General features: G+C 66.0%; 27 protein-coding genes. 16 read left to right on the top strand and 11 right to left on the bottom strand.

The features are described 5' to 3' along the window. Positions 1–10: 10 nt before the first annotated feature. From fliK to PEP31012_RS15115, 3 genes are all read left to right on the top strand, one after another. On the top strand, positions 11–1447 hold the full coding sequence (gene fliK / locus PEP31012_RS15125) for a flagellar hook-length control protein FliK (RefSeq protein ID WP_150590164.1): 1437 nt from the start codon (positions 11–13) through the stop codon (positions 1445–1447). Continuing rightward, positions 1444–1836 carry an EscU/YscU/HrcU family type III secretion system export apparatus switch protein gene (locus tag PEP31012_RS15120; protein ID WP_150590163.1) on the top strand — a complete coding sequence of 131 codons (393 nt, stop codon included), beginning with the start codon at positions 1444–1446 and terminating at the stop codon, positions 1834–1836. Before fliK ends, PEP31012_RS15120 begins: the two co-directional genes overlap by 4 nt. Positions 1837–2075: 239 nt before the next feature. After that, on the top strand, positions 2076–3275 hold the full coding sequence (locus PEP31012_RS15115; RefSeq protein ID WP_150590162.1) for an ATP-binding protein: 1200 nt from the start codon (positions 2076–2078) through the stop codon (positions 3273–3275). A gap of 205 nt (positions 3276–3480) precedes the next feature. Here PEP31012_RS15115 and fliE read toward each other — a convergent pair whose 3' ends face one another. Then, positions 3481–3816, bottom strand: coding sequence for a flagellar hook-basal body complex protein FliE (gene fliE, locus PEP31012_RS15110; RefSeq protein WP_150590161.1), 336 nt, complete (start codon positions 3814–3816; stop codon positions 3481–3483). A gap of 350 nt (positions 3817–4166) precedes the next feature. Here fliE and fliF point away from each other — a divergent pair, with 350 nt between their 5' ends. From fliF to fliR, 13 genes are all read left to right on the top strand, one after another. Then, positions 4167–5852, top strand: coding sequence for a flagellar basal-body MS-ring/collar protein FliF (fliF, locus tag PEP31012_RS15105; protein WP_150590160.1), 1686 nt, complete (start codon positions 4167–4169; stop codon positions 5850–5852). Then, the gene (gene fliG, locus PEP31012_RS15100) at positions 5839–6837 is read left to right on the top strand and encodes a flagellar motor switch protein FliG (RefSeq protein ID WP_130027558.1); all 999 of its coding nucleotides are present in this window, start codon (positions 5839–5841) and stop codon (positions 6835–6837) included. The genes fliF and fliG overlap by 14 nt, the downstream gene beginning before the upstream one ends. Positions 6838–6858: 21 nt before the next feature. After that, on the top strand, positions 6859–7518 hold the full coding sequence (gene fliH, locus PEP31012_RS15095; RefSeq protein ID WP_150590159.1) for a flagellar assembly protein FliH: 660 nt from the start codon (positions 6859–6861) through the stop codon (positions 7516–7518). A gap of 170 nt (positions 7519–7688) precedes the next feature. Beyond that, complete coding sequence (fliI, locus tag PEP31012_RS15090) at positions 7689–9275, top strand: flagellar protein export ATPase FliI (RefSeq protein WP_246171330.1); 1587 nt, start codon at positions 7689–7691, stop codon at positions 9273–9275. A gap of 12 nt (positions 9276–9287) precedes the next feature. Then, positions 9288–9740, top strand: a complete 453-nt coding sequence (gene fliJ / locus PEP31012_RS15085) for a flagellar export protein FliJ (RefSeq protein WP_150590158.1) — start codon at positions 9288–9290, stop codon at positions 9738–9740. A 19-nt stretch (positions 9741–9759) separates the two neighbouring features. Further along, positions 9760–11181: a flagellar hook-length control protein FliK gene (locus PEP31012_RS15080; RefSeq protein ID WP_150590157.1), complete on the top strand. Its 1422-nt coding sequence runs from the start codon at positions 9760–9762 to the stop codon at positions 11179–11181. A gap of 217 nt (positions 11182–11398) precedes the next feature. Continuing rightward, on the top strand, positions 11399–11833 hold the full coding sequence (gene fliL, locus PEP31012_RS15075; RefSeq protein ID WP_246171313.1) for a flagellar basal body-associated protein FliL: 435 nt from the start codon (positions 11399–11401) through the stop codon (positions 11831–11833). A 7-nt stretch (positions 11834–11840) separates the two neighbouring features. Further along, positions 11841–12839 carry a flagellar motor switch protein FliM gene (gene fliM / locus PEP31012_RS15070; RefSeq protein ID WP_150590155.1) on the top strand — a complete coding sequence of 333 codons (999 nt, stop codon included), beginning with the start codon at positions 11841–11843 and terminating at the stop codon, positions 12837–12839. Further along, entirely contained in the window at positions 12839–13267 is a 429-nt protein-coding gene (fliN, locus tag PEP31012_RS15065) for a flagellar motor switch protein FliN (protein WP_150590154.1), read from the top strand. Before fliM ends, fliN begins: the two co-directional genes overlap by 1 nt. Then, entirely contained in the window at positions 13264–13812 is a 549-nt protein-coding gene (gene fliO / locus PEP31012_RS15060; protein ID WP_150590153.1) for a flagellar biosynthetic protein FliO, read from the top strand. Before fliN ends, fliO begins: the two co-directional genes overlap by 4 nt. Continuing rightward, a complete protein-coding gene (gene fliP / locus PEP31012_RS15055) occupies positions 13812–14606 on the top strand; it encodes a flagellar type III secretion system pore protein FliP (protein ID WP_150590152.1) in 795 nt (264 codons plus the stop codon). The genes fliO and fliP overlap by 1 nt, the downstream gene beginning before the upstream one ends. 14 nt (positions 14607–14620) lie before the next feature. Beyond that, positions 14621–14890 carry a flagellar biosynthesis protein FliQ gene (gene fliQ, locus PEP31012_RS15050; RefSeq protein WP_150590151.1) on the top strand — a complete coding sequence of 90 codons (270 nt, stop codon included), beginning with the start codon at positions 14621–14623 and terminating at the stop codon, positions 14888–14890. A gap of 12 nt (positions 14891–14902) precedes the next feature. Further along, complete coding sequence (gene fliR / locus PEP31012_RS15045; protein WP_150590150.1) at positions 14903–15694, top strand: flagellar biosynthetic protein FliR; 792 nt, start codon at positions 14903–14905, stop codon at positions 15692–15694. Positions 15695–15866: 172 nt separating this feature from the next. Here the strand turns inward: fliR and flgL are convergent, their stop codons facing one another. The 10 genes from flgL to flgC all read right to left on the bottom strand — a co-directional run bounded on the left by flgL (position 15867) and on the right by flgC (position 26226). Then, a complete protein-coding gene (gene flgL, locus PEP31012_RS15040; protein WP_150590149.1) occupies positions 15867–17102 on the bottom strand; it encodes a flagellar hook-associated protein FlgL in 1236 nt (411 codons plus the stop codon). 16 nt (positions 17103–17118) lie between these two features. Continuing rightward, positions 17119–19107, bottom strand: a complete 1989-nt coding sequence (flgK, locus tag PEP31012_RS15035; protein ID WP_150590148.1) for a flagellar hook-associated protein FlgK — start codon at positions 19105–19107, stop codon at positions 17119–17121. 145 nt (positions 19108–19252) lie between these two features. Further along, entirely contained in the window at positions 19253–20119 is an 867-nt protein-coding gene (flgJ, locus tag PEP31012_RS15030; RefSeq protein WP_174978259.1) for a flagellar assembly peptidoglycan hydrolase FlgJ, read from the bottom strand. A 19-nt stretch (positions 20120–20138) separates the two neighbouring features. Next, the gene (locus PEP31012_RS15025; protein WP_150590146.1) at positions 20139–21317 is read right to left on the bottom strand and encodes a flagellar basal body P-ring protein FlgI; all 1179 of its coding nucleotides are present in this window, start codon (positions 21315–21317) and stop codon (positions 20139–20141) included. Continuing rightward, positions 21317–22048: a flagellar basal body L-ring protein FlgH gene (locus PEP31012_RS15020; protein WP_246171312.1), complete on the bottom strand. Its 732-nt coding sequence runs from the start codon at positions 22046–22048 to the stop codon at positions 21317–21319. Before PEP31012_RS15020 ends, PEP31012_RS15025 begins: the two co-directional genes overlap by 1 nt. 42 nt (positions 22049–22090) lie before the next feature. Further along, positions 22091–22873 carry a flagellar basal-body rod protein FlgG gene (gene flgG, locus PEP31012_RS15015; protein WP_150590145.1) on the bottom strand — a complete coding sequence of 261 codons (783 nt, stop codon included), beginning with the start codon at positions 22871–22873 and terminating at the stop codon, positions 22091–22093. A 67-nt stretch (positions 22874–22940) separates the two neighbouring features. Then, a complete protein-coding gene (gene flgF, locus PEP31012_RS15010; RefSeq protein WP_150590144.1) occupies positions 22941–23684 on the bottom strand; it encodes a flagellar basal-body rod protein FlgF in 744 nt (247 codons plus the stop codon). Between the two features lie 41 nt (positions 23685–23725). Beyond that, positions 23726–24982 carry a flagellar hook protein FlgE gene (gene flgE / locus PEP31012_RS15005; RefSeq protein ID WP_150590143.1) on the bottom strand — a complete coding sequence of 419 codons (1257 nt, stop codon included), beginning with the start codon at positions 24980–24982 and terminating at the stop codon, positions 23726–23728. An 88-nt stretch (positions 24983–25070) separates the two neighbouring features. Beyond that, a complete protein-coding gene (flgD, locus tag PEP31012_RS15000) occupies positions 25071–25799 on the bottom strand; it encodes a flagellar hook assembly protein FlgD (protein ID WP_150590142.1) in 729 nt (242 codons plus the stop codon). Positions 25800–25821: 22 nt separating this feature from the next. Further along, on the bottom strand, positions 25822–26226 hold the full coding sequence (gene flgC, locus PEP31012_RS14995) for a flagellar basal body rod protein FlgC (RefSeq protein WP_150590141.1): 405 nt from the start codon (positions 26224–26226) through the stop codon (positions 25822–25824). Between the last annotated feature and the right edge of the window lie 5 nt (positions 26227–26231).

Here is a 26231-nt window from a genome sequence, read left to right as displayed (position 1 = left end):
GGAGTCAGGTATGGCCGGTCTCGATTCGGTGCTGGCCACAACGCTTGCTAGACGGCTCGACGCCTTGCTAGGTGTCGGGCAGGGGGCGGCCTCGACCAGCGCGCCCAGCGCCGTATCGGGCTTGCAGCCCACCGGCGACGCCACGTCCGCGCTCGGCGACCTGGCGACACGCACGTCGACGGCAGCCGTTGGACTCGGCAATGCGTCCCCGCAGAGCGCCGCCCGGCTGCCTACCCCCGTTCAACAGGCAACGCTCTCGGCTGCCGCACGCACCATCGACACGATTCTGCGGCTCGCGCCCGACTCGCCCGGTCCCGTGCAGGCGAGCACGCCCGTGTGGCCTGCCGCGCCCGGCACCGGTGCACCCGCGCTCGCGCCGCTGCTGGCGTCGGCGTTGAAGGAAGCGTTGTCCGCCAGCGGGCTTTTTTACGAATCGCATCTGTCGCAGTGGGCATCGGGCAGCCGCTCGTTCGAGCAGTTGCAGGCCGAGCCGCAGTTGCGCTGGCCCGCGTCGGCGAATCTCGCTGCACAGTTGCGCGCGGCCGGCGCCGATGCCACGCTGCCCGGCCCGGGTCCGCTCACCCGTCTGCTTGGCCCTTCGGGTGCCGACGCCGCGCTGGCCAGCGGGTGGCCGGCGCTCAGCCCGTCGACCGTGTCCACTGCGGCGGCGGCCTACGGTGCCGCGTCGCCCGGCGCCGTTGCGCCACCGTTGGCGGGCGAGACCGCCGATGGCGGCTTGCATGCGAGCGCCAATCTACCCAACACGGCCAACGCGCTGGCGCATGCCGCCAGCGTCGCGCATACCACGGGCAGCGTGTTGCCCGGCGCACAGGGGGGCGACGCCACTGTGGCTGCGCTGGGCAGCGGCTCACCCGCGAATGCCGCACCGCACGGTCCGGCCGGGGCGATTGCCGCCGTGGCGAATGCGCCTGCGGAGAGCGTCGCGCTGGTGCGTCAGCAGCTCGACATGCTGGTCAATCCGCAATTCCAGTGGAACGGTATGGCATGGCCGGGCGCACCGATGGAATGGCAGGTCGAGGAACGCGGCGGGCAAACGGTGCCCGGTGAGGCAACCCCATCGTCGACATGGCATACCCACCTGCGTCTCACGCTGCCGTTGCTGGGCACGGTGGACGTCACGCTCGGGTTGTCGGGGCAGCAGTTGCAAGCGCGCCTGCTGACCGATTCGACGGTGTCGGCCGACGTGCTGTCGCAAGAAGGGGAAGGATTGCGTCAGCGGCTCGCCGCCGTCGGCCTCATCGCAAGTCAGTTGTCGTTTGGCGCGCTGACGGACGCGGGGGGAAGCGCCAGCGGGTCATCGGCAACGGCCAACCCGGCCACCCCTGCGAACCCAGTCCACGCTGCCGCCGCGACCAACGCCACTGGGCGGCCGGGGCCATCGGCAGGTGATGCGTCGTCCGACGCCGAGGCCGGAGGTGAGGCATGACACTGCCGCCGGAACGTCGCACGGCGATCGCGCTTGCCTACGGGGCGAACGACACGGCACCGCGCGTGGTGGCGAAGGGCTACGGCCTGCTCGCCGAGACGATCGTGCGCACCGCGCACGAGCATGGCCTGTACGTGCACGAATCGCCGGAGCTGGTGAGCCTGCTCATGCAGGTCGACCTCGACCAGCGCATTCCGGCGCAGCTCTATCAGGCGGTCGCGGAATTGCTGGCTTGGCTTTATAAGCTCGAAGCGGGACGGGGTGGCAACCCGCCGCCGCTGCCGCCGGGCGTCGTTGTCCCGGCGTCCTCGGCCGGCGCCCCGGCTGCCGCGCCCACGCTACGGTCCAGCGCACCCGACGAGCCTTCCGCCGATCACCGCACGCGCTAGGTCTCATGCTTCGCACATCTGGCGGGAATGACGTGAAGTGTCCGAATTGCGGCCCTGCCCCTTGACCGTCGACTAGCGGCGAACGCCCGCGGGCAAAGGTTTCCCCGGACTTTTCGCGACAGGTAGAAGTGTTGCCATCCGCGCAGCGCAAACGATCTCACTAGCATTTTCTCCATGTGTCGCGGCACCGCGTGCCGGGCATGAGCCTTCGCTCGTCAACCCAACCTTACGGGTCTCCCATGGAAGCCATTCAAAACCCCTTCAATCCCGGCGCGGGCACACCGCCGCCCACCTTGTCCGGACGCGACGAGATTCGCGAGGAAGTGCGTGTCTGCATCGAACGCCTTCGTCTCGGACGCCACGCCAACGGTCAACTGCTGATCGGCCTGCGCGGCGTCGGCAAGACCGTGCTGCTCGAACGGCTTCTGTATGACACCGAACAGCAAGGCGCGATCACCGTGCATCTCGAAGCCCCGGAAGTGAAGTCGCTGCCGGCCTCGATCGCCCCGGCATTACGTATCGCGTTGTTGCGCATGAGTCGAACACCGTCGGCGACGGACACCGTCGTTCGCGGGTTGCGCGCGCTCGCTGGCTTCGTTTCCGGATTGAAAGTCACTTATGAGGGCATTGCGATCGGTCTGGATTACGCGCCCGAGCCCGGGCTGGCGGATTGCGGCATTCTCGACCTGGATCTTTGCGCGCTGCTCGTGGAGGTGGGGCGTGCCGCCCGGTCGGCGCAAACCGTGCTCGCCATTTTCATCGACGAACTGCAAGGCATGCCAAAACGGGAGTTGTCCGCATTGCTTTACGCCCTTCACCGATGCGCGCAATACCAGTTGCCCGTCATTCTGATCGGCGCGGGCTTGCCGCCGCTGATCCGCCAGGTCGGTGACGCCAAGTCCTACGCGGAGCGAATGTTCGAGATCTCCATGATCGGACCGCTCTCGAGCGCCGGGGCGCGCGAGGCCATCGCCGTCCCCGCCGCACAAGCCGGCGTGGCCATCACGCCGGATGCGCTCGACGAGATCGTTGAGCGCACGGGCGCGTACCCGTATTTCCTTCAGCAATGGGGAAAGCTCGTGTGGAATGCCGCACACGAAAGCCCGATCACGTCGGAGCACGTCAGACTTGCGTCGACGGCGGCCATCGATGCGCTGGACAACAACTTCTACCGTCTACGCTTCGAGCGGCTGACCCCGATGGAGAAGCGTTATCTGCGAGCGATGGCGGCGTTGGGCGAAGGCCCGCACGACCTACACGCCGTCGCCACCGAATTCGGCAAACCCGTGGAAGCGCTCGAGCCGGTTCGGCGGGAACTGGTCAGCAAGGGCATGCTCTACAGCGCCCCGTTGGACGACGCGGCATTCACCGTGCCGCGCTTTCACGAGTTCCTGAAGCGCATCATGCCGGCGCACCCCGTCTGCGCCGGCACCGCGTAACCGGAGTGCGGCCTTCCCGCGGTCGCCGCCCGCATCGCCTTCATCGCCCTCATCGCCCGCATCGCCCGCATCGGCCATCACTGTCCGTCACCGCCGCGCGCCGCGCAACGGTCCGCGCCATCAACAAAAAAGCCCCGCTGATCGGCGGGGCCTGCTCGGTGCGGAGGTTGCGCCCTGGCGCGCCCTCCCGTGTCCTACGTCTGCATCACACCTGCATGTTCATCACGGTCGTATAGGCCGACACGAGTTTGTTGCGCACTTGCAGGCTCATCTGGAAGCCGATGTTCGCTTTCTGGAGGTCGACCATCACGTCGTTGAGCGCCACGCCCGGCTCCCCCATTTCGAACGCGCGGGCCTGTGCCTCTGCGCCGTTCTGCGCAGACGAGACGCGCTTGAGCGAGTTTTCCAACGCTGAAGCGAATCCGCCCGTTGCCGAGGTTGCGCCGGCGCCGGCGCTCGACGTGCCCAGCACCGAGCCCGCCGCCTGCGACGCCACGCTGCCCAGCTTCTGCAATACCGACTCGATCCCCGGAATGGCCATGACGCTTGTCCTCGCTTGTCTTCGACCGGCACCGGCCGCGCCGCAACACCGCGTCGCGCGCACCTGTCCGCCTTTTATCAGTTACGTCGGAGCTTACCACCGCCTGGCAAGCCACCAAGACCTTAATTGGCGGCAAAACACCCGCCTAATCCTCAAAACGATTCCATATTCGCCAACGAATAATCAGGACCATCGGCATCGTGCGCACCCGGTCACGGACCTTTCCAATCCTTTGCGCCCCTTTTGCGTGAGCGCGATGCCAAGCGTACCCCCGGAGAATTCTGTCGCATGTTAGTGAGCACTTCCACCGCGAAGAACGTCGTATCAACGCCGCTGGCGTGGAGCCGCGCATGAACGCCGCCACCCAGCCGGCGGACGTCGCCGCCAAGCCGCCCCTGCTGGCGCAGTTGCGCTCGCGCGAGCGTCTGCCGCTGCTCATCGGCGGCGCGGCCCTCCTCGCCTTGCTGGTCGCCGTATTCCTGTGGAGCCGCGCCCCCGACTACAAGGTGCTGTACAGCAACCTGGGCGATCGCGATGGCGGCGCCATCATCACCTCGCTGCAGCAGATGAATGTGCCGTACAAGTTCGCCGAGGGCGGCGGTGCCATTCTGGTGCCGGCCGAACAGGTGCACGAGGTGCGACTGCGTCTGGCTTCGCAGGGTCTGCCCAAGGGCGGGCTGGTCGGCTTCGAATTGATGGACAACCAGAAGTTCGGCATCAGCCAGTTTGCCGAACAGGTCAATTACCAGCGCGCCCTTGAAGGCGAACTCGCCCGCTCGGTCGAATCGCTGTCCGCCGTGCAAGCCGCGCGCGTGCATCTCGCGATTCCCAAGCCATCGGTCTTCGTGCGCGAGCAGCAAAAGCCGAGCGCCTCGGTGCTTGTCACGCTGTATCCGGGCCGCGTGCTCGACGACGCCCAGGTCAGCGCCATCGTGCACATGGTCGCGTCGGGCGTACCGGAACTGCCGGTCAAGAACGTCACGGTGCTCGATCAGAACGGCAACCTGCTCTCGGCGCAGAGCGGCAACGCGCTGGGTCTGGACGCCAGCCAGCTCAAGTACGTCCGCGAACTCGAACAATCTTACGCACGCCGCATCGAGGCGATCCTGAACCCGATCGTCGGGCCGGGCAACGTGCATGCGCAGGTGACGGCGGACGTCGACTTCAACCAGGTCGAACAGACGTCAGAGAACTACAAGCCGAACTCGGGCGAGCAGGCCGTGCGCAGCCAGCAGAACAGCGAAGCCTCGCAGATCGGCATCACGCCCGCGGGCGGGGTGCCCGGCGCGCTGTCGAACCAGCCGCCGGGTCAGGCCACCGCTCCGATCACGCAGACGCAACAGCAGTTCGCTCAGCAAAACGCCGCCAACGCGGCGAGCGCCGCCAGCGCCCCGCAGGGCCCGCGCAGCGACCGCAAGGACGCCACGGTCAACTATGAAGTCGACCGTACCATTCGCCACGTGCAGCAAGCGACGGGCGGCCTGAAGCGCCTGTCGGCCGCCGTGGTCGTGAACTATCGTCCTGGCACCGATGCGAAGGGCAAGGCCGCGATGGTGGCGCTCACGCAAGCGCAGCTCGACCAGATACAGAATCTGGCAAAGGAAGCCATCGGCTACTCGAGCCAGCGCGGCGACTCGCTCAACATCGTCAACAGCCCGTTCACGGTCGAAGCCGACCCGGAAGCCAACCTGCCGTGGTGGCGTCAGCGTCAGAACATCGAACTGGCCAAGCAGGTCGGCAAGTGGGTGTTGATCGGACTGGTGGGCCTCTACCTGTGGTTCGGCGTCATCCGCCCGGCCATTCGCAAGCATCTCGCCCCGCCGCCGCCGGCCGAGCCGACGCTGGCCGGTACGACAGGCGCCGCGGGAGAGGACGGGGCCGATGGCGAGGGTGCCGACGGCGAGTCCGGCAAGCGGGCCGAAGTCAGCGCCTACGAGCGTAATTTGCAGTACGCGCGCCAGGTCGCGCGACAGGATCCGAAGATCGTGGCAACGGTAGTCAAATCATGGGTGGGTGGTGGCGATGAGCGCGGCTGAGGGACTCGAACGCAGCGCCATCCTCCTGATGTCGCTGGGTGAAGACGAAGCGGCGGAGGTCTTCAAGTACCTCGCACCGCGCGAAGTACAGAAGCTCGGCGCGGCCATGGCCTCGCTGCGGCAGGTCACGCGCGACCAGATCGCCGATGTGTTGCAGGACTTCGTGCTCGAAGCCGAACAGCACTCGGCGCTCTCGCTCGATTCGTCCGAATATATCCGCTCTGTGCTGAACAAGGCGCTGGGCAACGACAAGGCCGCCGGCCTGATCGAGCGTATTCTGCAAGGTGGCGACACCAGCGGCATCGAAGGCCTGAAGTGGATGGATTCCACGGCGGTCGCCGAGCTGATTCGCCACGAGCATCCGCAGATCATCGCCACGATTCTTGTGCACCTGGACCGCGATCAGGCCTCGGAAGTGCTCGCGCTGTTCACGGAGCGTCTGCGCAACGACGTCGTGCTGCGCATCGCCACGCTCGACGGCATTCAACCGGCCGCGCTGCGCGAACTCAACGACGTGCTGACGAAGCTGCTCTCGGGCAGCGAGAACATCAAGCGCAGCCCGATGGGCGGGGTGCGCACCGCGGCGGAAATTCTCAACTACCTCGGTGGCGTGCACGAAGAGTCGGTCATCGAAGCCGTGCGCAACTACGACTCGGACCTCGCGGCGAAGATCGTCGAAGAAATGTTCGTGTTCGAGAACCTGCTCGACGTGGAAGACCGCAGCATCCAGGTGCTGCTCAAGGAGATCGAGTCGGAGTCGCTCATCATCGCGCTCAAGGGCGCGCCGGTCGAGCTGCGCGAGAAGTTCTTCAAGAACATGTCCGCGCGTGCGGCCGAGCTGCTGCGCGAAGATCTCGAATCGCGCGGTCCGGTGCGTGTCTCGGAAGTCGAAGCCGAACAGAAGAAGGTGCTGCAAGTGGTGCGCCGTCTGGCCGATCAAGGCGCCATCATGGTGGGCGGCCGCGGCGAAGACGCTTACGTGTAACCGACCGGGGACCGCGCGCGTATGTCGACCATCATCCCGAAGGAACGCCTCTCTGCCTGGCAGCGCTGGGAGATGGCGTCGTTCGATCCGCCGCCCCCCCCGCCGCCGCCGCAACCGTTGCCGCCCAACCCGCTCGACGACCCCGCGCTCGCCGAACAGATCGCCGCGTGGCGCGAGCAAGCGCGCGCCGAAGGTCATGCGCAGGGTTACGCCACCGGTCACGCCGAGGGCTACGCCGCCGGGCAGGCCGCCGGACAGCACGACGTCGACACGCGCGCCGCACAGCTCGCCGATATCGCACATGGGTTCGGCAACGCCGTGAACGCCATCGACCGCGAAGTGGCCGAGCCGCTGCTCGGGCTGGCACTCGACATCGCGCGCCAAGCCCTCGGCCAGACGCTCACGATTCACCCGGAAACGCTGCTGCCGATCGTGCGCGACCTGCTCGCCAACGATCCGCTCACCGGCTCGCCGCGTCTGTTGCTGCATCCGGAAGACGTCGCGCTCGTCGAAGCCCACGTGGGCGCGGAGCTGCGCGCCGCGGGCTGGACGGTGCGCACCGACCCCACCATCGAACGCGGTGGCTGCAAGGCCGAAGCCGCGAGCGGCGAAGTCGACGCCACGGTCGCCACGCGCTGGCAACGCGTCATGGCGGCGTTGGGCAAGGATCTGCCATGGTGAACGCCGAACTTACCCCGCTTACCGCGCACGCGCCGGTGCTGCCCAGCACCGAGAACACGCAGGTTGACGCGACGCCGTCCACGCCCCCCCCGGCGAACGACGGAACGAAGCCCTCCGTGCGCCTGTGGGATGAAATCGATGCCGGCGTCGGCTCGGGCCCCGATACGGCCATGCAGATCGCGCAGGCCGGCGCGCGACAACCCGACGATCACCACGAGCACGCCAATCACGACAGCGACGGCCCTGCGCATCCGACCCGCGCGCAGACGGCACCCGACGGCGTCGAACCGAGCGTTGCCGCCGAAGTTGCCACCGAATCGCTCGCGCCGAAAGCGGCCAAGCATGTCCTGGACGCGCGCGAGATCGCCCGCGACTCGCATCTGCGCCGCTGGCAGAACACCCTGCGCGAGCGCATCGCCCACGTGCATGCTGTCGAACCGACGCGCCGCTGTGGCCGCCTCACGCGCGCAGCCGGACTCGTGCTTGAAGCCGTCGGTCTGCGTCTGCCGGTCGGCGCGGGTTGCCTGATCGAGCTGCCGGTGCACGACGCCTCGCGCGAACCGGCCACGGCCGAAGCGGAAGTCGTCGGCTTCGGCGGCGACCGCCTGTTCCTGATGCCGCAGACGGAAGTCGCCGGCCTGCTGCCGGGCGCCCGTGTGTACCCGATGGAACCGGCCGCCGACGGTCCGCTGCCGAATCAACGTCACAACGGCAAGCGCCTGCCCGTCGGCGACGCGCTGCTCGGCCGCGTAGTCGACGCCGCCGGCCGGCCACTCGACGATTTCGGCCCGCTGGGCATGACCGACAGCGCCTCGCTCGCGTCGGTGCCGGTCAATCCGCTGGGTCGCGCGCCCATTGAGTCGGTGCTCGACGTGGGCGTGCGCGCCATCAACGCCCTGCTCACCGTCGGACGCGGCCAGCGCATGGGTCTCTTCGCGGGCTCGGGCGTCGGCAAGAGCGTGCTGCTGGGCATGATGGCCCGCTTCACGCAGGCCGAAGTCATCGTCGTGGGCCTGATCGGCGAGCGCGGCCGCGAAGTGAAGGACTTCATCGAAAACATTCTCGGGCCGGACGGCCTGGCGCGCTCCGTCGTCGTGGCGGCGCCGGCCGACGTCTCGCCGCTGCTGCGCCTGCAGGGCGCGGCCTATGCGACCACGCTGGCCGAATATTTCCGCGATCAGGGCAAGGACGTGCTGCTGATCATGGATTCGCTCACCCGCTATGCCATGGCGCAACGCGAGATCGCCCTGGCGATCGGCGAGCCGCCGGCCACGAAAGGCTATCCGCCGTCGGTGTTTGCCAAGCTCCCGGCGCTGGTCGAGCGGGCCGGCAACGGGCCGGACGGTGGTGGCTCGATCACGGCCTTCTACACCGTGCTGACTGAAGGCGACGACCAGCAGGATCCGATCGCCGATTCGGCCCGCGCCATTCTCGACGGGCACATCGTGCTATCGCGCCAATTGGCCGAGTCGGGACATTACCCGGCCATCGACATCGAACAGTCGATCAGCCGTGCGATGGCCGCGCTCATCGACGATGGGCAGTTCGACAAGGTACGTCGCTTCAAGCAGATGCTCTCGCGCTACCAGCGCAACCGCGACCTCATCAATGTGGGCGCGTACGCGCCGGGCAGCGACCCGATGCTCGATCAGGCGATCGAGCTGTATCCCCGTCTCGAGCACTTCCTGCAACAGGGAATGCGCGAGCGGGCCAGTTATCCGGACGCCGTGCACCAGATGCACGGCCTGTTCCACTAATTGGTGGCGGCCATGAATTCCACCCTGCCCCTCAATCTGCTCATCGAACTCGCCCAGAAGGACGTGGACGAGGCCGCGCGCCTGCTGGGCGAGCGCCAGACGCAGCGCGCCGAGGTCGAGCGTCAGCTCGAAGCACTGCGCCAGTATCGTCACGAATACCGCACGCGCATGCAGACGGCAACGATCCAGGGCATGGCGGGCTGCGACTGGCGCAATTTCCAGCAATTCATTGATACGCTCGACACGGCCATCGGACAGCAAGCCATGCTGCTCGAGCAAGCCGACGAGCGCCTCGCGGCCGCGCGCCGCGAATGGCAGGCGCAACAGCGCCGCCTGAACTCCTTCGGCACGCTCGCGTCGCGTGAGCAGGCCCGCACGGCGCTGCGTGTGGCGCGTCGCGAGCAGAAGGAAAACGACGAGTACGCCGCGCGCAGCCTGCGCCGTCGTGCCGAATCCCCGATTTGAAGGACCCAAGGCGCCCATTATGTCGATTCTGAGCTTCGTGACCGATTCCGCAGGCGCCGCCCTGCAAGCCGTGAAGGGCAACCGCGCCGGGTCGTCGAACACCGACGACAGCAGCAGCGCGCTGCCCTTCTCCACCGTGCTGTCGCAGCAGTCCCGCCAGACCGACCAGAGCGCCGCGAGCGGCGCGAACAACGCGAATTACACAGCGGCGCAAGCGGGACAGACCAATGCGTCGTCCGGCAATGCCTCGGGCGGTAGCGCAACGTCAGCGGACAACGCCGCCAACAAAGCCTCCGGCGCCGATCAAGCGAATCAGGCGGACCAAACGAACGCTTCGACGACACCCTCTAAATCAACGACGGCCGATAGCGACAAGAAGGACAACGCCGCCGACGACGCGCCGGCCGCTGCAGCGCCCGGCGATCCGGCAGCCGCCCTTGCCGTCGCCCTCGCCGCGATGAACCACGCGCCGCTGCCGTCGCAAACCTCGACCACGCCCGCCACGCCAGGCGATGCCAAACCGGGCACCGACGCGGCCGTTGCCGCTGCGGTGAACGGTGCCTTGCAAGCAACGGGTGCGGCGCAACTGGCCGGCCAGGCACCGGCCGGTGGCGCCACCACCGACGCCAAGGCGGCGACCGCCAACACCGGCGCACCCGCCGATGGCACGTCGGCATCGAGTACCAACAAGACCGGCGGCCTCTCGCTCGATGCCCTGGGCAAGAACGGCACGGCAGCGCAGACCAGCAACGCCGCACAGCCGGCGGCCACGGATACGAAGGCGGCGACGACGCCGCTCAGCGCCGACGCGCAGGGTCAGCGCATGGCCGACGCCCTGGCGCAGGCGCAGGGACATCGCGACGCCGCCGCGCAAGCGGCCACCGCGAGCGCCACGCAGGCGGCCGCACAGGTTGCCCAAACGGCCACCCCGACACTCGACGCCCAGCCGGCGTTGGCGGCCCAGGCCAACCTGCCGGCCGCGCTCGCCCTGAACGCGCGCGTGGGCACGCCGGACTGGAACAACCAGCTCTCGCAACAAGTGGTGTGGCTCTCGTCCGCCCATGCGCAGACCGCGCAATTGAGCCTGAATCCGCCCGATCTCGGCCCGCTGCATGTGGTGTTGAACGTAGCGAACGACTCGGCGCAAGCGATGTTCGTCTCGCAGCACGCCGCCGTGCGCGACGCCGTGCAGGCGGCCTTGCCGCAACTGCGCGAAAGCCTTGCCAACAATGGCATCGCGCTTGGCAATGCCACGGTGAGCAGCGACAGCTCGCAGCAGCAAGCCTTCGCCCAGCAGGGTGCCAACGGCAACGGAAATGGCAGTGGCAACGGCAACGCGCGCGGCACGTCAGGCTTTGGCCCGGGCGACGACGCCACGCTCGCCACGACCGTGAGCGTTCCGGTACGCGTGAGCAACGGCCTCGTCGACACGTTCGCCTGATCCCCCCGATCCGAACGCGCGACGCGACCCGGCGTCGCACCGCCCTCAAGCCAGCGGGCTTTCCTGCCGTTAAGACAAAGACGCGAGTTAGACGCGATTGTCCCTTCTTTTCGGCCGATCACCCGGTGGCGGCTTGGCCGACAATCATCACCCAATAGCAGGCGAACACATGGCAAATCCCGCACCGACGCAAGCCGCGGCCCCCTCTGGAGGGAGCATGCGCAAATGGATTCTGTTGATCGTTGCGGTAGCCCTCATGGCCGCTGCCGGCGCGGCAACGGCCGTGTATTTGCTGACCGGACGCCACGAAGCCGCGAAGGCCCCGCCGCCCCCGCCGCCGCCCGTGTTCGTCAGCATGGACCCGTTCACGGTGAACCTGTCGGGCGAAGACGGCGAGCGCTACCTGCATATCGGCCTCTCGCTCAAGGTGGCAGACGCCGAGACGCAAGCCCGCATCACGCAGCACATGCCCGAAGTGCGCAGCCGCGTGTTGCTGCTGTTGTCGTCCAAGCAGCCGCAGGATCTGGCCACGATCGACGGCAAGCGCCGTCTGGCGAGCGAAATCCGCACGCTGGTCGCGCAGCCATTCGCAGCCAACATGCCGCAGCAGGCCGTGGGCGACGTGCTGTTCACCGCGTTTGTAATTCAGTGAGTGATACATGGCGCATGAGGAGTTCCTGTCGCAGGAAGAGGTCGACGCCCTTCTGAAGGGCGTCACCGGCGAACAGGATGACCGGTCGGAGTCGGAAGATCATTCCAGCATCCGGCCATACAACATCGCGACGCAAGAGCGTATCGTGCGCGGGCGCATGCCCACGCTCGAGATCATCAACGACCGCTTCTCGCGCTTGTTCCGCATTGCCCTGTTCAATTTCATGCGCCGCAGCGCCGAAATTTCGGTCAGCCCGGTGCGTGTGCAGAAGTACAGCGAGTTCATCCGCAACCTGCCGGTTCCGACCAACCTCAACCTGGTCCACATCAAGCCGCTGCGCGGCACGGCGTTGTTCGTGTTCGATCCGAACCTGGTGTTCCTGGTGGTGGACAATCTGTTCGGCGGCGACGGCCGGTTTCACACCCGTGTCGAAGGACGCGACTTCACGCAGACCGAACAGCGCATCATCGCGCGCCTGCTCGATCTGGTGTTCGAGAACTACGGCGCCTCGTGGAAGCCGGTGTATCCGGTCGAGTTCGAGTACGTGCGCGCCGAAATGCACACCCAGTTCGCCAACGTCGCCACGCCCAATGAGGTGGTGGTGACCACCACGTTCGATATCGAGTTCGGCTCGGTCGGCGGCGAATTCCACATCTGCATGCCGTACTCGATGATCGAGCCGATGCGCGACCAGCTCTCGAGCCCGCTGCAAGGCGAGACGCTCGAAGTGGACAAGCGCTGGGTGCGTCTGCTCTCGCAGCAGGTACAGGCCGCCGACGTGGAAATCGTGACCAACCTCGCGCAGATCGACATGACGCTCTCGCAGTTGCTCAACATGCGCGTGGGCGACGTGATTCCGCTGGACGTACCCGAGGTGCTCGAGGCCAAGGTCGACGGCGTGCCCGTGATGCACTGCAATTACGGCGTCTTCAACGGTCAATACGCGCTGCGCGTGAACCAGATGATCAACCATTCGCACAGCGATTACACGAAGGACAACGAGTGATGAGCGATACCCCTCAAACGCTTGGTGACGACGCCCAGGCCATGGCGGACGAGTGGGCCAGCGCCATGGCGGAGCAGACGGCGACCGACGCCGCGGCGCAACCGGCCGCCGCCCCCGTGTTTCAGCCGCTGGCGGCCACCGCCGGCAATCCGTCGAGCGCCACGCACAACGACATCGATCTGATCCTCGACATTCCGGTCCAGATGACCGTGGAGCTGGGCCGCACGAAGATCGCCATCAAGAATCTGCTGCAACTGGCGCAGGGCTCGGTGGTGGAACTCGACGGCATGGCCGGCGAGCCGATGGACGTTCTGGTCAACGGTTGCCTCATCGCCCAGGGCGAAGTGGTGGTCGTGAACGACAAGTTCGGCATTCGCCTGACTGATATCATCACGCCATCCGAACGCATCCGAAAGCTCAACCGATGAACGCAACAAAAGTCCGCGGCACTCCCGTCGGGCGTGCCGCGGCAACCGCCGCCCGATGGACGGCCTGCGCGATTGCCGCATTGCCCGGCACCGCTCGCGCCACGGGCGCCCTGCTCGCCGGCCTGACCTTCACCGCCGCTCACGCACAGGGCTCGGCCTCGCAGGCCGCGGCCGTCCCGAGCCTTGGCGGCGCGGGCATCGTGCAGACGGGGCTCGGCCTCGTGCTCGTGCTGGCGCTGCTCTTCGGGCTGGCGTGGCTGGCCAAGCGTTTCGGGCTGCAACGCCCGCTGGGAGGCGGCAACGTGCGCATCGTCGGCAGCGCCGCCGTAGGCCAGCGCGAACGCGTGGTGGTCGTGGAAGTGGCTGGCGACTGGATCGTGCTGGGCGTCGCGCCCGGCCAGGTGCGCAGCCTTCACGTGATCGACGCGGATCGCGTCGCCGATATGCCGGCCGCGCCCGCCGTTGCCCATCCGGGTGCGCAAGCCAACCGCGCCGCCCAGGCGTTTGCGCAAAAACTGCGCGAAACGATGAAAAAGGATTCCTGATGGTGCGCGGCTTGCTGTCGACCGCGAAATCGCCGCGTCTGGCGAGCCTGGCACTGGGTCTCGCGCTCGGACTCGCGCTCGCCTGCCTCGTCCTGCCGGGCACCGCGCTGGCACAGGCCACGCTGCCGGCCTTCACCACCACCCCGGCGCCCGGTGGCGGACAGACCTACTCGCTGTCCGTGCAGACGATGTTGCTGCTCACGTCGCTGGGCTTCCTGCCCGCGATGCTGCTGATGATGACGGCCTTCACGCGCATCATCATCGTGCTCTCGCTGCTGCGCCATGCCATCGGCGTCACCACGTCGCCGCCGAATCAGATCCTGATCGGCCTGGCGTTGTTCCTGACCTTCTTCGTCATGTCGCCGGTGTTCGACAAGGCCTACACCGACGCCTATCAGCCGTTCGCCGCCAACAAGATCAGCTTCGAGCAGGCCATCGACACCGGCGCCAAACCGTTCCACGCGTTCATGCTCAAGCAGACACGTGAAGCCGATCTCGCGCTCTTCGCCAAGCTCGCCAAGACTCCGCCGATGAACGGCCCCGAAGACGTGCCGATGCGCATTCTCGTGCCGGCGTTCGCCACGAGCGAGCTGAAGACGGCGTTCCAGATCGGTTTCACGATCTTCATCCCGTTCCTGATCATCGACCTGGTGGTCGCGAGCGTGTTGATGTCGATGGGGATGATGATGGTCTCGCCCTCGACGGTGTCGCTGCCCTTCAAGCTGATGCTGTTCGTAGTGGTCGACGGCTGGCAACTGCTGCTGGGCTCGCTCGCCCAGAGCTTCACCATGTAGCGCAGGAACGCGAGATGACCCCGGAAACCGTCATGACGCTGGCCCATCAGGCAATGCAGGTCACGCTGCTGCTCGCCGCGCCGCTGCTGCTCGTCGCACTCGTCTCGGGTCTGCTCGTGAGCCTGTTCCAGGCCGCCACGCAGATCAACGAAATGACGCTGTCGTTCATCCCCAAGCTGCTGGCCGTGTTCGCCACTCTGGTGATCGCCGGGCCCTGGATGCTCAACCTGATGGTCGACTACATGCGCCAGTTGCTCACCGGCATTCCCGGCCTTGTCGGGTAAGCCGCGCCCGCATTGATCAGCTTCACTTACGAACAACTCTCTGGCGTCATTGCGGCGTTCCTGTTTCCGTTCGTGCGCCTGCTGGCGCTCTCGATGAGCGCTCCCCTGTTCGGCGACGCCGCCGTGCCCGGCACGGTCAAGATCGGCCTCGCGGGCATCGTCGCGCTGGCGCTGGCGCCGGTGCTCGGCCCCATGCCCGCCGCCTCGCCGTTCTCGTGGGAGGGTCTCTGGATTCTCGTGCAACAGGTGATGATCGGTGCGGCGCTCGGATGGTGCATGCAGATCGTGTTCTCGGCCATCAGCATGGCGGGCGACTTCGTCGGCTTGCAGATGGGGTTGTCGTTCGCCACGCTGCTCACCCCGAACAGCGACGGCAGCACTGCCGTGCTCGGCATGTTGCTCAACGTCGTGGCCATGCTCGTGTTCCTCGCCACCAACGGCCATCTGGTGATGTTCGCCACGCTGGTGCAAAGCTTCACGGTGTTGCCGGTCTCGGCCGCCCCGCTCTCCAGCGTGGGCTGGCACTACCTCGCCATGCTGGGCGGCCAGCTCTTCATGCTCGCGCTGATGCTCTCGCTGCCGCTCGTGGCCGCGCTGCTCATCTGCAACCTGGCGCTCGGCATTCTGAATCGCGCGGCGCCGCAGCTCAACATCTTCGCCGTGGGCTTTCCGCTCACGCTGGCCGTCGGGCTGGTGGTGATCGAGCTGATGATGCCGCGCATCGCGCCGGTGATGGACCACTTCATCGCGATCGGCATCGATATGATGATTCGCACGACCGCCGCCTTCGTCCCGAAACCCTGAACCCCCACGGCGCTCGCCACGATCGCACCAAGCCGTGCTTGAATGCCTCGTCGTACTTCGTCATGAAAAACCCCCAAGGGTTGGATTTATGTCCAACGCTTGGGGGTCAGTTCAAATCCCGGGCGGCCCATTGTCTTTTGTGCGGTCCTGCCTTGTCCCGCGCATCCGGTCGTCAGAGCAGACTGAACAGCGACAGCTTCTGCGTCTGCAGGAAGCTCTGCTGCGACGCCTGCAACGCGGCCTGCAACTGCGAGAACTTGGTCACCGACGAGTTCCAGTCCACGTCGAGCAGATCGCCCAACTGTGACTGGTAGTTCAGCGAATTGGTGTCGCCGACGTTGTTGAGCGCCGAGAGTTCGTTCATGCGAGAGCCCGTGGTCGTGCGGATCGTCGTGACGTTGTCGTAGGTGTTGCTGAACATCTGGCCGAACGTCGTCAGCGCGTTGTCCAGGTTCGCCTGGCCCGTGCCGTTCGTGCTGCTGATCGGCGTCTTGAGCGTGTTGATCAGCGACTGCAGATTGTCGAACATGTTCGTGCTGCCAGTGGCGGCCGGCTGCACGGTATAGGTGTCGCCCGTGGCCGGTGCACCCGAGAATGTGACCGCCTTGCCGCCGAACGAGATCGGCTGGCCGGCGGTGTAGACGCCCGTCACGTCCGGCACGGTCGTGTCCGTCTGATCCTTGACCGTGTAGTTGGTCGTGGGCGGCGTGGTCGTGTTGTCGATCGCGAAGCTGATCTGGTACTGATGGTCCGCGCCCGCCGCCGCCACGTTGGTCGTGGAGACGGTGGAGTACGTCGCGGTGCCCTGATTGGCGGCGTTGCCGCTGATGAGCGTGCCCGACGTACCGGTCTGCACGCCTTCGAAGACGCTCGAGCCGACATCGTTGATCGCAACTTGCCGATTCGGGCTCACCTGCACGTAACGCACGCCCGAGTCGCCGGTGTACGACGCTCCCGTGGCCGACGCCATGTACGCCGCCGTATTGCCCTTGTAGCCCGAGAACAGGTACTGGCCGTTGGCATCGGTCGTATTCGCCAGCGAGAGCAATTGCTGGAAGCTCGATTGCAGATCGGTCGCGATGGTCGCGCGGTCGTTGTCGTTGAGCGAGGCATCGCCCGCCGACACGACCTGCGACATCACGTGCTGCAATGCGTTGATGACGTTGCCGAAGGTCGAGTCCTCGAGCTGCAACTGGGTCGTCGCGGCCTGCCGGTTCGACGCGTACTGCGTGTTCATATCGTTGTCCTGCGACACGGCCACCGCCTGCGCCGAGGCAATCGGGTCGTCGCTCGGCGTGGTCACACGCTTGCCCGACGAGAGTTGCGCCTGAACGTTGAGCAGATCGGAGGTGTTCTGGCTCATCGAGCGCATCCCCTGATCGTAAATCATGCTGGTACTGATCCGCATCGCGATGCCCCTGCGCTTAATTGACGATCTGGAGAATGGTGCTGAACAACGTCGATGCGGTCTGAATGACCTTCGAATTGGCCTGATAGAGCTGCTGGTACTTGATCAGGTTCGCCGCTTCTTCGTCGAGGTTCACGCCAGAATTGGACTGCTGTGCCGTCTGCGTCTGTTGCAGCAGCGTTTGCTGCGCCGCGCTGGTCGACTTGTACGTATTCGTGGTCGAGCCGACAAACGAGACCAGGTTCGCGTAGGCGGTTGCATAGCTCTGCGTGCCGCCGACCTTGGTCGTGTCGTTCTGCAAGGCCGACAGCGCCAGACCGTTGCGGTTGTCGGTCACCGCGCCGGACGTGTTCGGCGAGATCGTGAACGTGTCGCCATTGGCCGGCGTGCCGCTCAGGTTGACGGTCATGCCGCTCATGGTGATCTTCGCCCCCGTGGCGGCGTTGTACGGCACGGTAGCCCCCGCGGCGTACGAGGTCGTCACACCGTTGACCGTGACAGTCATCGGCGACGGGGCCACGAGCGTCAGTGCGCCGGTCACGGCGTCCTTGCTGAAGGTGAAGTTGACCGGTGCGCTCAGCACGTTCGACAGATAGCTGGCGTCCACACTGCCCTGATCCACCTTGAGCGAGCCGCTATTGGTGGTGCCGGTCGAGGCGATGATCGGTGCCGCCAGCGCGATCTTGCCCGGATCGGTGATCGCCACGCCGATGTTCTGGGCGGCGTTGCGCGTGGGCTGGATCGCGAAGCTGTCGCCGGCGACCATGCCGCCGGGGGTGACCGAAAACCCGTCGCCGAATGCCGTGCCACCGGCATCCTGTAAGTTCAGCGGGGTGCCCGGCACAGCCGGCGCCCCCGCCGTCCACTTGGCGCCATCGGTCTGGCGCGTGAGCGTATAGGTGGTGCCGTCGAAACTCAACGCGTAGTCGCTTGCGGTCACCTTCGAGGCGTCGGTGATGCTGGCGTTGAGCGTGGCCGCGTTCGAATTGCCGGTGCTCGCGATGATCGTCGGATTGGGCACCGTGAAGAAGTTGCCGCCCATCTGACCGTAGAGATCCATCCCCAGCTGGTTCTGCGCGTTGAACGTGCCGGCCAGCGACAGGGCGATCTGGCCGAGCGAGTTCTGCGCCTGCGTGAGCGCGCCGCTGCGGAACGACAACAGGCCGGCGAGCGAGCCGCCAGTGATTGACGACTCCGGAATGGCAACCTTGGTGCCATTGCCAGCGACGTAGGCCACGGTCAATTGCGACGGGTCGCTCGTCGAGGGCACGGTCGTCATCTGATAGGCGGAATTGCCCATCACCAGCGACTGGCCGTTGCCGACGAAGACGTTGTACGACCCGTTGCTGTCCTTGACGACGTTCGTCTGCACGATGGCGTTCAGGCTTGCGACGGCCTGATCGCGCTGGTCGAGCAGGTCGTTCGGCATCGTGTTGGTGCCGTTGCCCTGCGCCTGCAGGATCGCGTCGTTGAGGCTGGCGATCTGCTTGGCGTACGTGTTGATCTGCGTGGTCGCCTGGGTGATGTTGCCGTTCACGCTGGTGCGCAGCGAGGACAGCGTGCCCGAGAGCGACTGGAACATGCTCGTGAGCGTCTGCGCCGACGAAATCACCGTCGCCCGGGTCGCCGAGTTGTTCGGCGCGGTCACGATCGTCTGCAGGTTCGTGAAGAACGTGGACATCGAGGCCGACAGGCCGGTCGTGGAGCTGCCCAGCGCGTTGTTGATCTGCGAGATCTGCTGGTAGTAGGTATTGAGCTGGCTGTACTGCGTCTGCGCCTGATTGACCTGATTCGACAGGAATTGGTCGTACACACGCGACACGTCGCTCACCAACACGCCCTGGCCAATGTAGCCCACGCCGGCGAACTGGCTGTCCGCCTGGGTGTAGTCGACAACCTGGCGGTTGTAACCGGCCGTCCCCGAATTGGAGATGTTGTTGCCAGTGGTGTTCAGGGCGAACTGGGAGGCGTTCAGCCCGCTCATGCCAATATTGATTAGGCTCATGATCTCGCGGCTTGAATATTGGGTGCGCCCCACGGCGGAAAGCCCGCTCGCGCACCGTTACCGATGTGTTTACGGCAGCCTGCCGGCAAAATTGAGGCCGAAGCGCCCGAAACGCCCGAAGCGGTCGTGTCGGCGCTCGCGCCGGTCAGGCAAAGTGCTTCATGATCTTCATCAGCTTGCTGGCGTACTGCGGATCGGTCGCATAGCCGGCGCGCTGGAGATTGGTGGCAAAGCTCGCGGCGTCGTTGGCGCTCGCCACGACCGACGCGTAACGCGGATTGTTCGAAATCAGGTTCGCGTAGTCGGCGAACGCCTCGTCGTAGGAGCGGTAGGCACGGAACTTGGCCATCACCTTGCGCGGCTGGCCGTGTACATACTCGGTCGTGGCGACCTCCACCGTCGGCCCGGTCCATTGCTTGCCCGCCTTGATGCCGAAGACGTTATAGCTCGTGCTGCCGTCGGCGCGACGGATTTCGCGCTTGCCCCAGCCGGATTCGAGCGCCGCCTGACTGAGCATGAAGCGCGCCGGAATGCCGCTGCTGGCACTGGCGTTCTGGGCGGCCGTGGCCATGCGCTCGACGAAATCGCCGGCGGCAGCCGGAGCCCCTTCGGCAACGCCGATGGCATCTGCGGCGTTGTACGCGCGGCCCTGCAACGGTTGCTGGCGCCCCATCGCCGCTGGCGGCAGCGTGGTGCCGGTCCGGGCGAGCTGCTTGAGCATCATGTCGGCCAGACCGATGCCCTTGTTCGACGTGAGCTGCTGCGCGAGCTGGTCGTCGAGCATGCCGTTGAACATCTTTTCCTGATCGCTGCCGAGCAGGCCGCCGGACATCGTGGCGTCGCGCATGCTCTTCATCATCATCTGCGTGAAGACAGCCTCGAACTGCTTGGCCGCCTGCTGCGTGGCCTGCGGTGTCTGCTGGTGAGCCGCCGCGCGCAAGGCCGAGAGGCCCTGCATGTCGTAGGTCGCGCGTTGCGTCAGGTCGGGCAGGGGCTTGCCCGCGCCGGTGATTCGTGAGCCGTCGGCCATATCAGATGATCTCCAGATCGGCGCGCAGCGCGCCCGCAGCCTTCATGGCCTGCAGAATCGACATCAGGTCGGCCGGGGTTGCGCCGAGCGAGTTGAGCGCCTTGACGACGTCGGCCAGGTTCGCGCCAGCCTTGAGCATCCTCAGCGCGTTGTTCTCCTGTTGGACGGAGATTTGCGAATTCGGCGCCACCACCGTCTGACCGCCCGAGAACGGTGCGGGCTGGCTCACATTGTTCTGCGTGTCGATGACGACCGACAGATTGCCATGGGCCACCGCGCATTGCTGGATCGTGACGTTCTGGTTCATCACGACCGACCCCGTGCGCGCGTTGATGATGACGCGTGCGGCCGAGTTGTCGGGGCGCACTTCCACACTTTCGAGCTGGGCGAGGAACTGCACACGGCCCGAGGGATCGCTCGGCGTACGCAGCACGATCACGCGGCCGTCCAGCGCCTGCGCGGTGCCGTAACCGAAACGGCGGTTCACGGCATCGACCACCCGCTGCGCGGTCGAGAAATCGGTCACGTTCAGCTCCATCTGCACCGTGCCCTGTTGACCGCCCATCGCGGTCGGCACGGCGCGCTCGACAATGGCGCCGCTCGGAATCCGCCCCGAGGCCAATTGATTGACCGTCACGCTCGAGCCGTTGGCCGACGCGCCCGCGCCGCCCACGAGCAGGTTGCCCTGCGCCAGCGCATAGACCTGGCCATCTGGCCCCTTGAGCGGGGTCATGAGCAAGGTGCCGCCACGCAGGCTCTTGGCATTGCCCATCGAGGAGACCACCACATCGATGGCCTGACCGGGTCGCGTAAAGGCCGGCAGCGTGGCCGTCACCATCACGGCGGCCACGTTCTTCAACTGCATGTTGGTGCCGGGCGCGACAGTAATGCCCAACTGCGAGAGCATGTTGGTCATGCTCTGCACGGTAAACGGCGTCTGCGTGGTCTGGTCGCCTGAATTGTCGAGGCCCGCGACCAGGCCGTAGCCGATCAACTGGTTGTCGCGCACGCCCTGAATCGACGCCAGTTCCTTGAGACGTTCGGCGCGAGCCACGCCCGGCGTCAGCAGCATCGCTGCGGCCGCGCCTGCCACGGCCAGCGTGGTGACGAAGCGGTGAAGGCCCTGGCGAAGGTGACGCAAGGACGGCGCGCGGCGCGACGGGGACGGCATGATCGACATCAGAATGGCGAAATATTAAGGAAGAAGCGCTGCAGCCAGCCCATGGTTTCGGCTTCGTTGATGTAGCCCTTGCCACGGTATTCGATGCGCGCATCGGCCACCTGCGTCGAAGGCACGGTATTCGCGCCCGAGATCGTCTGCGGGCTGACCACGCCCGAGAACTTGATGTATTCCGTGCCCTGGTTGATGGCGATCTGCTTCTCGCCGGCCACCGCGAGGTTGCCGTTCGAGAGCACTTCCATCACGGTCACGGTGATCTGGCCCGAGAACACGTTGTTCGCATTGGCCGCGCCCTTGGCGTCAAACTTGTTGCCGCCACTCATATCCAGACCCTGGTTGTTGAGCACACCGCCGATCACGCCCGGCGTCTGGTTCAGCGTCAGCGTGCCGCTGCCCGCCCGGGTGGTGTTGGCCGCCGAGTTCTTGCTGGCCGCGGTGTTTTCGTTGATGACGATCGTGAGGATGTCGCCAACGTTGCGTGGCCGTCGGTCTTCGAACAACGGACGGTTCGAGTAGAGCGGGCGGTAGATCGAGCCTTCCGGGTCGGCCGCCACCGGCGGGGGCGGCGGCCGCGTAGTCGTCGGCCCGTTCACGACCGGCTCCTGCGGGATGTAGGCGCAGCCCGCCAGACCGCTCAGCGCGGCCGCGGCCGCCAGCGTCAGGCACCGCGCGAGCCCTGCAGTACGAGGCCTCGCGGACTTCACGGTCGCGGCGGTCGTTTGAGCGGACATTTCAACGTTCATTTTCTGGAGCGAATCGCGGCGCAACGCCGCTTACATCTGCGTCAGGCGCTGCAGCATCTGGTCGGATGCCGTGACCGCCTTCGAATTGATTTCGTAGGCGCGCTGCGCCTGAATCATGTTCACCAGCTCTTCGACCACGTTCACGTTCGACGTTTCGACGTAGTTCTGATTGAGCACGCCCGCCCCGTTGGTGCCCGGCTGCGCCACGTTCGGCGCGCCCGAGGCAGCCGTCTCCGCGTACAGGTTCTCACCCAGGCTTTGCAGGCCGGCGTTGTTGATGAACGTGGCGAGCTGGAACGTGCCGATCTGCACGTTGGCCGTATTGCCCGGCTGCGTGACCGAGACCGTGCCGTCGCGGGCAATGGTCAGCGAGAGCGCGTTCGCCGGAATCGTGATCGCCGGCTGCACCGGATAGCCCGACGCCGTCACGAGCTGGCCATTGTTGTCGACCTGGAACGAGCCGTCGCGCGTGTAGGCGGTCGAGCCGTCCGGCATGAGCACCTGGAAGAAGCCGTCGCCGTTGATGGCCACGTCCTTGGCGTTGCTCGTCTGCGTCAGGTTGCCTTGCGTGAAGATGCGCTCGGTCGCCGCCGGGCGCACACCGGTGCCCAGTTGCAGGCCCGAGGGCAGCAACGTTTGCTGCGACGATTGCGCGCCGGGCTGGCGCAGTGTCTGGTACAGCAGATCCTCGAACACCGCGCGGCCCTTCTTGAAGCCGTTCGTGCTGGTGTTGGCGAGGTTGTTCGAAATCACGTCCATGTTCGTCTGCTGGGCGTTCATGCCGGTAGCAGCGATGTAGAGCGAACGGATCATGTGGTGGTTCTCCCCGTGTACGGTCGCGGCGCGCGGATCCCCTCGGGTCCGGCGGGCCACACGGCCGTTAGCTGAAGTTCAGCAACTGGTTGGCGGATTGTTCGTTGGTATCGGCCGTCTGCAGCATCTTCATCTGCATCTCGAAGGCCCGCGACTGCGAGATCATGTTCACCAGCCCGGTGACCGGATTGACGTTGCTGTTCTCGATGGCCCCAGCCACGACGACGACGTTCGGATCGACCTGCGCCGGCGCGTTGTTCGCCGTGCGGAACAGACCGTCGTCGCCGCGCACCAGGTTGTTCTCCGGCGGATTGACCAGCTTCAGTTGGCCCATCACGGCAATGGAGTTGGGCGGATCGCCCTGCCCCAGCGCCGAGATCGTGCCGTCGGTGCCGATGCTCACCGCAGCCCCCGGCGGCACGGCGGCCGGCCCGGCGTCGGTCATCACCGGCAGCCCATGCAGCGTGAGCTGGCCGTCGGCCGTCATCTCGAGATTGCCGCCGCGCGTGTAGGCTTCGCGGCCCTGCGCATCGCGCACGGCGAGCCAGCCCTGCCCCTGGATGGCCACGTCGAGGGGGCGGCCCGTCTGCTGCATCGCGCCGGGCGTGAAATCGGTGCCGGGCGTGGACGTGGCGACGAACGTGCGCGTGCCGGTCGTGCCGTCTGCCGCACGCACCGGCGCCTGGCGAAACGCCGCGAGCTGGGCGCGAAAGCCCGGCGTCGAGACGTTCGCGAGATTGTTCGCGGTGGTCGACTGCTGTTCCATCGCCTGCTTCGCGCCAGTCATGGCGATATAGATCATGCGATCCATCGACGGCCTCCGAGCAAGTTATGCATCTCAGCGGACCCGCCTTACAGGTTGACCATCGTCTGCATCAACTGGTCTTCCGTCTTGATCGTCTGCGCGTTGGCCTGGTAGTTGCGCTGCGCGGTGATCATGTGGACCAGTTCTGCCGTCAGATCGACGTTCGAGGCTTCGACAGCGCCCGCCTGCAGCTTGCCGAGGTTCGTTCCGCCCGGCACGCCAACGATCGGAATGCCCGAGGCGGCCGATTCTTGCCACAGGTTGTTGCCCTGCGGAATCAGGCCCTGCACGTTGTTGAAGTTCGCCAACGCCACCTGGCCCAGCGACATCGACTGAGTGTTCGAGTACGTGCCGACGATCGTGCCGTCGGCGCTGAACGTGAAGCCGGTCAGGCGGCCCGACGTGTAGCCGTTCTGCGTCAGGTTGTTCGGCGTGTAGGTGTTGCCGTACTGCGTGGTGCCCGTCATGTCGAGCGTCATGCTGGCCGTCGATGCGCCGTTGCCGTAATTGATCGTGGGCAGCGTGATCGGCCCCGTCACGGCGGCGCCGGTCGAGTCGGTCTGCGACACGAGGCTGCCGGCCGAGTTGAACGTCAGTGTGCCGATCGGGCCCGCGCCGACCTGGGTCGTGCCGTCGGTCGACGCGTACACCGTCCATGTGGCGTTGTTGGTCACGGCGTTCACGCTCGACTTCACGAAATACAGGTTCACGTCGTGCGAATTGCCCAGCGAGTCGTAGACCTTGAGCGACGTGGCATTCGTGTATGAGTTCGGGTCGGTGATCGAGAACGGCGTCGTGTTGACCGCGCTGCGCGAGTCGAGGTTGAACTGCCCCGTGATCTTGGACGTCGCCGTCGGCGCCAGGTCACCCGTCGGGATCTGCAGATCGACCGGCGAGACGCTGTTGATGATGCCGGTCGGGCCGGCCAGGTAGCCGGTCAGGCGATCGCCGTTGTTGTCGACGATATAGCCGTTCTTGTCGAGCGAGAACTGACCGTTGCGCGTGTAGGAAATGGCGCCGTTGTTCGACACGCGGAAGAAGCCGTTGCCCGACACCGCCAGATCGAGCTGACGATTCGTCACCGTAATGTCACCCTGGGTGAACTGCTGGGCGATGCCCGCCACGCGCGTGCCGATCCCCACCGTGTTGTTGCCGGCGCCATACAGCGAGTTGGCGTAGATGTCGGCGAATTGCGCCTCACCCTGTTTGAAGCCGACGGTGGCGGCGTTGGCAACGTTGTTGCCGATGACGTCCAGGTCCTTGGAGGCGGCGTTCAGGCCGCTCAGTCCGGTCGAAAAGGCCATGTGGATACTCCTGAAATTCGGTGGTCGACGACGTCTGTCGCGATGAAAACGGTTAAAGGCTTACGCCGTATGGGGGCGATACGATCGGTTACAGGATTTCCCGGACGTCCGAGAGCGCGATGTTCGAGCCCGTGCCGACATTGAGCAGCGGCGCGCCGGTCGTGCTGGCCACCACGCTTTGCACCTGCGCGTACGACAGCAGCGTCGGCGTCACGGCCTTGCCGTTGGCCGAAGCGCTCACCGCGACCGTGTACTTGCCATCGGCCACGGCGGTGCCCGCGTCGTCCTTGGCGTCCCACGTGAGCGCCTGCACCCCGGCGTCGAGCGCGCCCGCATTGACGGTGCGTATGACCTTGCCCGTGCTGTCCTTGATCTGGATCGTCACCGTGTCGGCGTCGCTCGGCAGTTCGAAGCCGAACGGGGTGGCGGTCTTCGTGACCGTGCCATCGGTGGCCGTGGTGCTGCCCACCCCGACGCTGCTGCCCGGAATCAGCACGCCCTTGCCCACGAGCGCCGAGGCTTGCAGGCTTTGCGTCGAATTGAGCTGCGAGGTCACCGACGAGAGCGTCGTGTTCAACTGAGTGATGCCCGAGACCGTGCTGATCTGCGCGAGCTGCGAGGTCACCTGCGAGTTGTCCATCGGATTGAGCGGATCCTGATTGTTCATCTGCGCGACGAGCAACTTCAGAAAGCTGTTCTGCAAATCGTTCGCGCCGCCCGCGGACGAACTGCTGGAGCTGCTGCTGGCCGTGCCGTTGATCGAATCGAGGAACGTCTGAGACAAGGTCCCGGCGTTCGACGTATTGATACTTGCCATCTTGTGGTCTCCGCGCGGCCCCTTACTGGCCGACCGTGAGGGTTTTGAGCATCAGCGTCTTGGCGGTGTTGAGCGCCTCGACGTTGGCCTGATAGGAGCGGGAAGCGGAGATCATGTTGACCATCTCCTCCACCGGATTCACGTTGGGCATCGTGACGTAGCCCTGGGCGTTGGCCGCCGGGTTCTTCGGGTCGTACACGGTCTTGAGCGGCGACGGATCCTCGACCACGCCGGCCACCTTCACCCCGCCGACGTCGGTGCCCGCGACCGGATTGACCTGGAACACGACCTGCTTGGCGCGGTACGGCTGGCCGTCCGGGCCGGTCACCGACTCGGCGTTGGCGAGATTGCTGGCCGTGACGTTCATGCGCTGCGACTGCGCAGTCATGGCCGAACCGGCGACATCGAAGATGCTCATCAGCGGCATGGCGC

Origin of the sequence: Pandoraea eparura (assembly GCF_902459725.1) — a bacterium.
Classification (GTDB): domain Bacteria; phylum Pseudomonadota; class Gammaproteobacteria; order Burkholderiales; family Burkholderiaceae; genus Pandoraea; species Pandoraea eparura.
The sequence above is the reverse complement of the archived record's forward strand: the minus strand, read 5'-3'. Positions and strand labels throughout refer to the sequence as shown.

What these genes read in the sequence shown, in the direction of transcription:
- fliK (WP_150590164.1), top strand. Translation starts at nt 11, where the DNA reads ATGGCCGGTCTCGATTCGGTGCTGGCCACAACGCTTGCTAGACGGCTC.
- PEP31012_RS15120 (WP_150590163.1), top strand. Translation starts at nt 1,444, where the DNA reads ATGACACTGCCGCCGGAACGTCGCACGGCGATCGCGCTTGCCTACGGG.
- PEP31012_RS15115 (WP_150590162.1), top strand. Translation starts at nt 2,076, where the DNA reads ATGGAAGCCATTCAAAACCCCTTCAATCCCGGCGCGGGCACACCGCCG.
- fliE (WP_150590161.1), bottom strand. Translation starts at nt 3,816, where the DNA reads ATGGCCATTCCGGGGATCGAGTCGGTATTGCAGAAGCTGGGCAGCGTG.
- fliF (WP_150590160.1), top strand. Translation starts at nt 4,167, where the DNA reads ATGAACGCCGCCACCCAGCCGGCGGACGTCGCCGCCAAGCCGCCCCTG.
- fliG (WP_130027558.1), top strand. Translation starts at nt 5,839, where the DNA reads ATGAGCGCGGCTGAGGGACTCGAACGCAGCGCCATCCTCCTGATGTCG.
- fliH (WP_150590159.1), top strand. Translation starts at nt 6,859, where the DNA reads ATGTCGACCATCATCCCGAAGGAACGCCTCTCTGCCTGGCAGCGCTGG.
- fliI (WP_246171330.1), top strand. Translation starts at nt 7,689, where the DNA reads ATGCAGATCGCGCAGGCCGGCGCGCGACAACCCGACGATCACCACGAG.
- fliJ (WP_150590158.1), top strand. Translation starts at nt 9,288, where the DNA reads ATGAATTCCACCCTGCCCCTCAATCTGCTCATCGAACTCGCCCAGAAG.
- PEP31012_RS15080 (WP_150590157.1), top strand. Translation starts at nt 9,760, where the DNA reads ATGTCGATTCTGAGCTTCGTGACCGATTCCGCAGGCGCCGCCCTGCAA.
- fliL (WP_246171313.1), top strand. Translation starts at nt 11,399, where the DNA reads ATGCGCAAATGGATTCTGTTGATCGTTGCGGTAGCCCTCATGGCCGCT.
- fliM (WP_150590155.1), top strand. Translation starts at nt 11,841, where the DNA reads ATGGCGCATGAGGAGTTCCTGTCGCAGGAAGAGGTCGACGCCCTTCTG.
- fliN (WP_150590154.1), top strand. Translation starts at nt 12,839, where the DNA reads ATGAGCGATACCCCTCAAACGCTTGGTGACGACGCCCAGGCCATGGCG.
- fliO (WP_150590153.1), top strand. Translation starts at nt 13,264, where the DNA reads ATGAACGCAACAAAAGTCCGCGGCACTCCCGTCGGGCGTGCCGCGGCA.
- fliP (WP_150590152.1), top strand. Translation starts at nt 13,812, where the DNA reads ATGGTGCGCGGCTTGCTGTCGACCGCGAAATCGCCGCGTCTGGCGAGC.
- fliQ (WP_150590151.1), top strand. Translation starts at nt 14,621, where the DNA reads ATGACCCCGGAAACCGTCATGACGCTGGCCCATCAGGCAATGCAGGTC.
- flgL (WP_150590149.1), bottom strand. Translation starts at nt 17,102, where the DNA reads ATGCGGATCAGTACCAGCATGATTTACGATCAGGGGATGCGCTCGATG.
- flgK (WP_150590148.1), bottom strand. Translation starts at nt 19,107, where the DNA reads ATGAGCCTAATCAATATTGGCATGAGCGGGCTGAACGCCTCCCAGTTC.
- PEP31012_RS15025 (WP_150590146.1), bottom strand. Translation starts at nt 21,317, where the DNA reads ATGTCGATCATGCCGTCCCCGTCGCGCCGCGCGCCGTCCTTGCGTCAC.
- PEP31012_RS15020 (WP_246171312.1), bottom strand. Translation starts at nt 22,048, where the DNA reads ATGTCCGCTCAAACGACCGCCGCGACCGTGAAGTCCGCGAGGCCTCGT.
- flgG (WP_150590145.1), bottom strand. Translation starts at nt 22,873, where the DNA reads ATGATCCGTTCGCTCTACATCGCTGCTACCGGCATGAACGCCCAGCAG.
- flgF (WP_150590144.1), bottom strand. Translation starts at nt 23,684, where the DNA reads ATGGATCGCATGATCTATATCGCCATGACTGGCGCGAAGCAGGCGATG.
- flgE (WP_150590143.1), bottom strand. Translation starts at nt 24,982, where the DNA reads ATGGCCTTTTCGACCGGACTGAGCGGCCTGAACGCCGCCTCCAAGGAC.
- flgD (WP_150590142.1), bottom strand. Translation starts at nt 25,799, where the DNA reads ATGGCAAGTATCAATACGTCGAACGCCGGGACCTTGTCTCAGACGTTC.
- flgC (WP_150590141.1), bottom strand. Translation starts at nt 26,226, where the DNA reads ATGCCGCTGATGAGCATCTTCGATGTCGCCGGTTCGGCCATGACTGCG.